Below are 8,509 nucleotides of genomic sequence, written 5' to 3'. Positions count from 1 at the left end.
CGCCGGCGGACCCCGCAGCCCCTGCAGCCCCCACCAGGGCATGGCGGAGCGCGGCGGCGTCCAGCCCGGGCGGGGTCACGGTTGCGGCGTCTGCGTGCACGCTCACCAGGGTAGGTCGCCGCTACGACATCGCGCCGCGACGCCCTGCTCGGCGGGCCTTCTGGCAGCGTTTCCGGCGACCCTGCGCGGCGGGTGCGGGGACCACCGTCGGGGGATGTATGCCGGGTCACGTCGCCACGGAGCGGGTCGACTCGTTAGAGTCTTGCAACATGACGACTGCCTCAGAACCGGACGTGAGCGCCGACGTCCCCACGGACGCCGCGACCCCCGACATCCACACCACCGCCGGGAAGCTGTCCGAGCTGCGGCGCCGCCTCGACGAGGCCCGTGCCCCGATGGGACAGGCCGCGATCGACAGGACCCACGACAAGGGCCTGATGACGGCCCGCGAGCGGATCGAGAATCTTCTCGACGACGGCTCCTTCGTGGAGATCGACGCGCTGGCCCGCCACCGCGCCACCACGTTCGGCCTCGCCGAGCGCCGCCCGCTGGGCGATGGCGTCATCACCGGCTACGGCACCATCGACGGTCGCGCCGTCTGCATCTTCTCCCAGGACGCCACCGTCTTCGGCGGCTCGCTCGGCGAGGTCTACGGCGAGAAGATCGTCAAGGTCATGGACCTGGCGCTCAAGACCGGCCGCCCGATGATCGGCATCAACCACGGTGCCGGCGCCCGCATCCAGGAGGGCGTCGTCTCGCTCGGCCTGTACGGCGAGATCTTCCACCGCAACGTCCTGTCCTCCGGCGTCATCCCCCAGATCTCCCTGATCATGGGCCCGTCCGCCGGTGGCCACGTCTACTCCCCCGCCCTGACCGACTTCACCGTGATGGTCGACAAGACCTCGCAGATGTTCGTCACCGGCCCCGACGTCATCAAGACGGTCACCGGTGAGGAGGTCACCCAGGAGGAACTGGGCGGCGCCAACACCCACATGACCAAGTCCGGCGTCTCCCACTACACCGGCGCCGACGAGCAGGATGCCCTCGACTACGTCAAGGACCTGCTCTCCTACCTGCCGAGCAACAACCGGGCCGAGGCCCCGCGCTTCCCGTACCCGGTCGCCGAGGGCGCCATCGAGGACAACCTCACCCCCGAGGACCTCGAGCTCGACACGATCATCCCGGACTCCTCGAACAGCCCGTACGACATGCATTCGGTCATCGAGCACATCGTCGACGACGCCGAGTTCCTCGAGGTCCAGGCCCAGTACGCGATGAACATCGTCGTCGGCTTCGGCCGCGTCGAGGGCCGGAGCGTCGGCATCGTCGCCAACCAGCCCACCCAGTTCGCGGGCTGCCTCGACATCAAGGCCTCCGAGAAGGCCGCGCGGTTCGTCCGCACCTGCGACGCCTTCAACGTCCCGATCATCACCCTCGTCGACGTCCCGGGCTTCCTGCCGGGCACCGACCAGGAGTTCAACGGCATCATCCGCCGCGGCGCGAAGCTGCTCTACGCCTACGGCGAGGCGACGGTCGGCAAGGTCACCGTCATCACCCGCAAGGCCTACGGCGGCGCGTACGACGTCATGGGCTCCAAGCACATGGGTGCCGACATCAACCTCGCGTGGCCCACCGCCGAGATCGCCGTCATGGGCGCCTCCGGTGCCGTCGGGTTCGTCTACCGCCCGCAACTCAAGGAGGCCGCGGCCAACGGTGAGGACGTCGACGCACTGCGCCTGAAGCTGCAGGCCGAGTACGAGGACACCCTCGTCAACCCGTACGTCGCCGCCGAGCGCGGGTACGTCGACGCGGTCATCCCGCCGTCGCACACCCGCCTCCAGGTGGCCCAGGCGCTGCGCCTGCTCGACCGCAAGGTCGTCGAGGTGCCCGCCAAGAAGCACGGGAACATTCCGCTATGAGCCTCGGAGCACAGGACAGCGCCCAGGCCAGCGAATCCGTCGACGACAAAGCCGGAAAGCCGGCGAGGCCGTTCTTCGAGGTCGTCGGGGGCAACCCCTCGGCGGTCGAGGTGGGCATCCTCGCCGCGGTCTTCGCGACCGCCGAGGGCAACGCCGCCCACGCCGGTGAGCACGACACCGGCATCAAGAACGACTGGGGCTCCTACGAGGACCGCCTCCGCCCGCCGTTCGGCTACAACCCGAGCTCGTTCCTGAACCGCCGCCAGTACTGACCGCACTGGTCGCACTGGCCGCGTCAGCGACACCGACGCCCCCGACGACCCCGGACTCCCGCCTCAGGGAGCCGGGGTCGTCGCTGTTGGGCCGGGCTGGTCGGGCCGGACGTAGGCTGGAGGGTCACCCGTTCCCCGAGGAGCAGCGATGAGCACGCCGGACACCACCACCCCCCGCGACCCCGCCAACGAGGACCGCGAGCACGGCCGCAGAGCCGGCACCGACGAGGGTGTCGCCTCGCACCACACCGACGTCATCGGCCGGGTGGAGCCCAGGGAGAAGCGCCCGGGTGCGTCGATCGTGCACGAGGACGAGACCACGAAGATCGTCGCGTTCGAGTTCGGCGAAGGCCAGGAGCTGCCCGACCACGCCGCGTTCCACCCCGTGCTCATCCAGATCCTGCGCGGCAGCGTCGACTTCGGCCTGCCCGACCGCACGATTCAGCTGGGGCCCGGCGAGATCCTGCACCTGACGCCCCAGCTGCGGCACTGGGTGCGCGCGCTCGAGCCCACCACGCTGACCGTCACCATGCTGCTGCCACGGGAGTGAGGCGCGGGAGTGAGGCCCGCGCGGTGCTGACCCCCTGCCGCATGTCGGAGCCGCTCGCTACCCTGAGCCCATGATCTCCTTCGTGCTGGCCTCCGCCTCCCCGTCCCGACTGCGGATCCTCGAACAGGCCGGCGTCGACCCCATCGTCCGGCCCTCCCGCGTCGACGAGGACGCGGTCCAGGCGGCGCTGCCGGCGGGCACCCCGCACGTGCGGGTCGTCGAGGAGCTGGCCCGCGCGAAAGCGCAGGACGTACTCGACCGGGAGGGCGCGCAGCTCGCCGCCGAGGCCCGCGCCGCCGGGGCGAACACGCTCATCGTGGTGGGCTGCGACTCGATGCTCCTGGTCGACGGCCAACTCGAGGGCAAGCCGCACACCTACGAACGAGCCATGGAACGCTGGCAGAAAATGCGCGGCCGCCACGGAGTTCTGCTGACAGGCCACGCCATGCTGGTCGCCGATCTCCCCGCCGAGGACCCGGTCCGCCCCTCAACCGCCACAAACAGCAGTGGAGCTGATGCCGGGGTGTCGGGAGGGGAGGACGACGACGTCGTCGTCGTCAAATATTCCGGAGCGGACACCTCCGACACGACCGTCCATTTCGGCTACCCCTCGGACGAGGACCTGGACGTGTACCTCCGCACCGGCGAGCCGCTCGAATGCGCCGGGGCGTTCACCATCGAATCGCTCGGCGGCTGGTTCATCGACCGCATCGACGGCGATCCCTCGAGCGTGATCGGCCTCAGTCTTCCCCTGCTGCGGCGGCTGCTTCATGACGCCGGGATGCACGCCTACCAGTTGTGGCGCCCAGAACTTCGCGCCTAGAAAAATCGGTGCGCCATGACCCGCCTCACACGCCCTCGCAGGTCAGGGCGATAACAGGTTCGTGGCCCCTCCCCCCGCGCCCTCACCCGCCGACCCCAACGACACACATGAGGGAGGCCTCTCATTAGACTGCGAAAGATATCGGTGGGCCCAACGGGGACACCGACGTTTCAGACGTCCATCACCAGGAGGCCCTGAGTGCCCAGTCATGCCAGCTCTCATATCACGAAGGTCCTCGTCGCCAACCGCGGCGAGATCGCCGTCCGCGTGATCCGCGCGGCGAAGGATGCCGGCCTGGCCAGCGTTGCCGTGTACGCCGAGCCCGACGCCGACGCCCTGTTCGTCAAGCTGGCGGATGAGGCATTCGCCCTCGGCGGCACCACGTCCGCCGAGTCCTACCTCGTCTTCGACAAGATCCTCGACGCCGCCGCCAAGTCCGGCGCCGACGCCATCCACCCCGGCTACGGCTTCCTGTCGGAGAACGCCGACTTCGCGCAGGCCGTCATCGACGCCGGCCTGATCTGGATCGGGCCTCCGCCGCAGGCCATCCGCGACCTGGGCGACAAGGTGACCGCCCGCCACATCGCCGAGCGCGCCGAGGCCCCCATGGCCGCCGGCACCAAGGACCCGGTCAAGGACGCCGACGAGGTCGTCGCCTTCGCCGAGAAGTACGGCCTGCCGATCGCCATCAAGGCCGCCTTCGGTGGCGGCGGACGCGGCATGAAGGTCGCGCACAAGATGGAGGAGGTCGCCGAGCTCTTCGAGTCGGCCACCCGTGAGGCCGTGGCCGCGTTCGGTCGCGGCGAGTGCTTCGTCGAGCAGTACCTCGACAAGGCCCGCCACGTCGAGGCGCAGGTCCTCGCCGACCAGCACGGCAACGTGATCGTCGCCGGCACCCGTGACTGCACCCTGCAGCGCCGCTTCCAGAAGCTCGTCGAGGAGGCCCCCGCGCCGTTCCTCACCGACGACCAGCGCAGCCGCATCCACGAGTCCGCCAAGCGGATCTGCAAGGAGGCCGGCTACTACGGCGCCGGCACCGTCGAGTACATGGTCCAGGGCGACACCATCTCGTTCCTCGAGGTCAACACCCGTCTCCAGGTTGAGCACCCCGTCACCGAGGAGACCGCCAAGGTCGACCTCGTGCTGCAGCAGTTCAAGATCGCCGAGGGCGAGGTGCTCGAGTTCACCGAGGACCCCAAGCCGCAGGGCCACGCCTTCGAGTTCCGCATCAACGGCGAGGACGCCGGCCGCGGCTTCCTGCCCGCCCCCGGCACCATCACCACCTACAAGGAGCCCAACGGCCCCGGCGTCCGCATGGACTCCGGCGTCGAGGAGGGCGACACCATCGGTGGCCAGTTCGACTCCATGCTCGCCAAGCTGATCGTGTGGGGCGAGGACCGCGACCAGGCGCTCGCCCGCTCCGCCCGCGCCCTGGCCGAGTACAAGGTCGAGGGCATGGCCACGGTCATCCCGTTCCACTCGCACATCGTCACCAACCCGGCGTTCGTCGGCGACGACAACGGCTTCGACGTCTACACCAAGTGGATCGAGGAGGAGTGGGACAACCCGATCGAGCCCTGGACCGCCACCGGTGCCCCGGCTGACGACGACGAGCCCGTCGAGCGCAAGAAGGTCGTCGTCGAGGTGGACGGCCGTCGCGTCGAGGTCTCGCTGCCCGGCGACCTCGCCTTCGGTGGCTCGCACAACGGCGGCACCGTCCGCCGCAAGGCCAAGGCCCGCACCCGCGGTGGCGCTGCCGGTGCCGCTGCTTCCGGCGATGCCGTGTCGGCGCCCATGCAGGGAACCGTCGTCAAGGTGGCCGTCGAGGAGGGCCAGGAGGTCAAGTCCGGCGACCTCGTTGCCGTGCTCGAGGCCATGAAGATGGAGAACCCGGTCACCGCGCACAAGGACGGCGTCATCACCGACCTCGCCGTGGACGCCGGCGCCGCCGTGACCCAGGGTGCGGTGCTCTGCGAGATCAAGTAATCGTGTGATCTGCTGATCTCGGGATCCGGTGATCTCGTGATCTGCTGGATCTCGTGATCTGCCGATTCACTGACGTGCGTGAGGCGCGACTGGCTCTGAGCCGGTCGCGCCTCTCGCGTATTTCGGGCTTGGGGCTTTGGGCTTCTGGCCGCTGGGGGCCCTGGGGCTGCCTTGGGGCTGCCTTGGGGCTGCCTTGGGCAACGGTATTCGCTGGGGCAACCGACGGAACCTGTCCATCAGGATCTGACTTGCCTATCGGAATCCGACTTGCCCATCAGCTTTCGTCCTGCCTATCCGATGCCGACTTGCCTACGGGGCCCCATGTGTCGATCGTGATCGCGTACGCAACTTGAGATCCGATGGGCAAATCGTTGCCCGGCAACACGAGTGTCTCCCCGACGAACACACCGTAGAGTTCGAGGCATGGACTCATTCAAAGTCCTCGTGGGAGTGGCTGCGATCGCATTGCTGTCAGGCTGCAGCGATACGGGCTCCGGCACCGAGCCATCGCCTTCGCCAGGGCCATCAGCATCGCCAGAACCGCAGGAAACCGTGCCGGGCCTGACCGAACCGACCTGCCTGGCCGCCAATCTGCTCAGCTTCTCCCAACTACCGCAGAGCACACCGAACGCACCCGACCCGATGCCGATCCCAGCCGGGTTCGAGCCGACTCGCGTAGTGACCTGTGACGGAGATTGGGACGCTGGCGTCGTCAACCACACCGTGACCTGGGTCGAGGAGCATCGCACCGGCAATCTGGAGGCGGTCCTCGCTGGCTACGCGCTTCCGTCTGAACCCCGAGATCAGCAGACCTGCACCGTGGATCAGAGGGCACCACCGATCGTCTGGCTGGTCGACGACTCGAACATGGGGATGCGTGCCCCAGAGTTACCGACCGGCGAGTGTGGGGCCTACAAGTGGGATGCGATCACCGCGATCCACGACCTGCCGGTCACCGAGCGAATCGTCCACCAGATCCCCGTGGCTCCGGAAGTCGAGGCACGCTGGGAGCAGTGACTCGCCGGGCATAGGAAATAGTCTGCGATCATACGGCGACGGACTTCACCGGAGGACCTTCCCCACGATGCCCCGTCTGACCTGCAGAATTCACCCATGCCCGGAAAAACCTGGAACACGTGGAACCGCCTTCCCGACCGGCCCGTCGTACCTGGTGTGGGGAAACGAAGAGCCATAGGCGCCGCGCTGGCCGCGGTGGGTGTCGTGCTGTCCGGGTGTGGGACGGCGGACGGTGATGATACGACGACGACAACACCGACGACTTCCGTCGCCGAGCAGTCGGACAGTCCCTGGGACCTGCCTCTTGAGCAGCGGCCCGCGCTGTTCGACCCGTGCGCCGAGATTCCAGTTGAAGCCATAGAGCAAGGGCTCGGTGGACCCGTGACGCCAGTTCCGGAGTACACGAGCCACAAACCAGGCGAACTTATGTCCTGCGGATGGCGGTCCGAGGACGCAGACCTCTCCGTACTTTCGACGTGGAAGACACGAGAAGAGTATCTCGCTGATCGCTCATTCGACGTCGCCAATCCTCAGCAAGAGCTCGCAGGCCGTGAAGGTATGAGACTTCTCGATGCGATCGGTGATCCCGAAGAGTCATGCCTGCAACTGTTCTTTACCGAACGAGGCACTACTTGGATTCAGATCAACTTGAACGGCTTATTGAACGAATTCAATAGCCAGCGAGTACAGAATGCCTGCCAAGTCTTTGAGCAAATAAGCCTCCCGATTGTGGCTTACATCCCGAAAGGCGATTTCCAATGAGTGTTGTGCTTGCGCCTGGTTCCGCAGATGCGTGTTCAAAGGCATGCGAAAACTTCGCACTCACAATCGCCACTTATACCCGCGCCGACACACTGGCTGAGCAGATGGCTGATGCCGGATCATTCCCGACTGCTCAGCAATTGGGAACCGTATATAGCCTCTTCGCCGGCGAAGACTTACAAACACTTCTCGATGGATACATCGACCAAGCAAAAGCAATGGGCCTGCTATTCGCTGCCGCTGGCGGGCTGATTAGCGCGCAAGATGAGGCCGTCGCCGCCGCGCTGTCGAAAGCAGCCGCCGAGCCGGCCGGGCTGCAGAGCGTGGGCCTGATTCACGGCAGCGCCTCCGACCTGATCAACACCGATGAGAAGTGCGTGATGGGCGGGTACGGCAGGGTCGGGCCGGAGGACGTGTCGTCGTCGCCGCTGGAACGCATCGCCAGCTGCGCCGAGGCCCTACAGCCCCAGCAGTACATGGACATCCAGACCAAAGCCGCCACGGTCGCCGACGGACTCAGCAATGCAGCGCACACACTCCAGGGCGAACTCGACGCCGTACTGGGGCACGGCTGGCAGGGCGAGTTCGCGGTGAACGCGCAGGCCTCCACCCGCGCGCTCGTCGAGTCGGCCCACAGCCTGTCCGACGAACTCAAGCAGGTCGCCGACAAGGCATCCCGCGCCCACGACGGACTGGCCACCACCCAGACCAACATCGCCGAGTACGCCCACCAGGGTGCGCTGGCCAAGTCGCAAGCCGAGATGAGGTCGTTCGAGCAGGGACCAGGCATTGGTGACGCGGGCGCGGGCGTCGGCGCGGCCCTCGCGGAAGCCGAAGCCCGCGCAGCGGAAGAGCAGGCCCGGGCGATCGTCAACACCACCTACAGCCCCGCCGTGATGGACGCCAACCTCGACGACCTGGACTTCACCGCAGCCCACCGCGTCGTGTCCGGCGCCGGCCTGGGCGGACCCGCGGGAATCGATATGGTCCGAGTCTGGAACACCGACGGCATCCCGACCACTTCCCCCGCAGCCACACCGAACTCGGCCGCACTCGCGGCCTACTCCGGCGCGACCGCCGACCTGGGCGCCGGCCCGGGCGGGGTCGGAGCCACAGCTGCGGGAGTCGGCGCGGGAGGAGCGACCGCATCGGCGTCGCCCATCGCCACCGACGCGACCAC

8 protein-coding genes are annotated in these 8,509 nt (G+C 67.6%); all 8 read left to right on the top strand.

The window, feature by feature from the left end:
- Positions 1–269: 269 nt before the first annotated feature.
- Positions 270–1,919, top strand: coding sequence for an acyl-CoA carboxylase subunit beta (locus G6016_RS08300; protein WP_182632194.1), 1,650 nt, complete (start codon positions 270–272; stop codon positions 1,917–1,919).
- Positions 1,916–2,191 carry an acyl-CoA carboxylase subunit epsilon gene (locus tag G6016_RS08295; RefSeq protein WP_182632193.1) on the top strand — a complete coding sequence of 92 codons (276 nt, stop codon included), beginning with the start codon at positions 1,916–1,918 and terminating at the stop codon, positions 2,189–2,191. Before G6016_RS08300 ends, G6016_RS08295 begins: the two co-directional genes overlap by 4 nt.
- A gap of 148 nt (positions 2,192–2,339) precedes the next feature.
- Positions 2,340–2,741 carry a cupin domain-containing protein gene (locus G6016_RS08290; protein WP_182632192.1) on the top strand — a complete coding sequence of 134 codons (402 nt, stop codon included), beginning with the start codon at positions 2,340–2,342 and terminating at the stop codon, positions 2,739–2,741.
- Positions 2,742–2,811: 70 nt separating this feature from the next.
- Positions 2,812–3,564, top strand: a complete 753-nt coding sequence (locus G6016_RS08285) for a Maf family protein (protein WP_182632191.1) — start codon at positions 2,812–2,814, stop codon at positions 3,562–3,564.
- 198 nt (positions 3,565–3,762) lie between these two features.
- Positions 3,763–5,550, top strand: coding sequence for an ATP-binding protein (locus tag G6016_RS08280; RefSeq protein ID WP_182632190.1), 1,788 nt, complete (start codon positions 3,763–3,765; stop codon positions 5,548–5,550).
- 678 nt (positions 5,551–6,228) lie between these two features.
- Positions 6,229–6,567 carry a hypothetical protein gene (locus G6016_RS17230; protein WP_241729969.1) on the top strand — a complete coding sequence of 113 codons (339 nt, stop codon included), beginning with the start codon at positions 6,229–6,231 and terminating at the stop codon, positions 6,565–6,567.
- Between the two features lie 96 nt (positions 6,568–6,663).
- Complete coding sequence (locus G6016_RS08270; protein ID WP_182632188.1) at positions 6,664–7,329, top strand: DUF3558 family protein; 666 nt, start codon at positions 6,664–6,666, stop codon at positions 7,327–7,329.
- A gap of 218 nt (positions 7,330–7,547) precedes the next feature.
- A partial coding sequence (locus tag G6016_RS08265) for a hypothetical protein (protein WP_206682294.1) occupies positions 7,548–8,509 on the top strand: 962 nt, incomplete at its 3' end.

This window comes from Dietzia aerolata, assembly GCF_014144865.1.
Taxonomy (GTDB): Bacteria; Actinomycetota; Actinomycetes; order Mycobacteriales; family Mycobacteriaceae; genus Dietzia; species Dietzia aerolata.
The sequence above is the reverse complement of the archived record's forward strand: the minus strand, read 5'-3'. Positions and strand labels throughout refer to the sequence as shown.

What these genes read in the sequence shown, in the direction of transcription:
- G6016_RS08300 (WP_182632194.1), top strand. Translation starts at nt 270, where the DNA reads ATGACGACTGCCTCAGAACCGGACGTGAGCGCCGACGTCCCCACGGAC.
- G6016_RS08290 (WP_182632192.1), top strand. Translation starts at nt 2,340, where the DNA reads ATGAGCACGCCGGACACCACCACCCCCCGCGACCCCGCCAACGAGGAC.
- G6016_RS08270 (WP_182632188.1), top strand. Translation starts at nt 6,664, where the DNA reads ATGCCCGGAAAAACCTGGAACACGTGGAACCGCCTTCCCGACCGGCCC.
- G6016_RS08295 (WP_182632193.1), top strand. Translation starts at nt 1,916, where the DNA reads ATGAGCCTCGGAGCACAGGACAGCGCCCAGGCCAGCGAATCCGTCGAC.
- G6016_RS08285 (WP_182632191.1), top strand. Translation starts at nt 2,812, where the DNA reads ATGATCTCCTTCGTGCTGGCCTCCGCCTCCCCGTCCCGACTGCGGATC.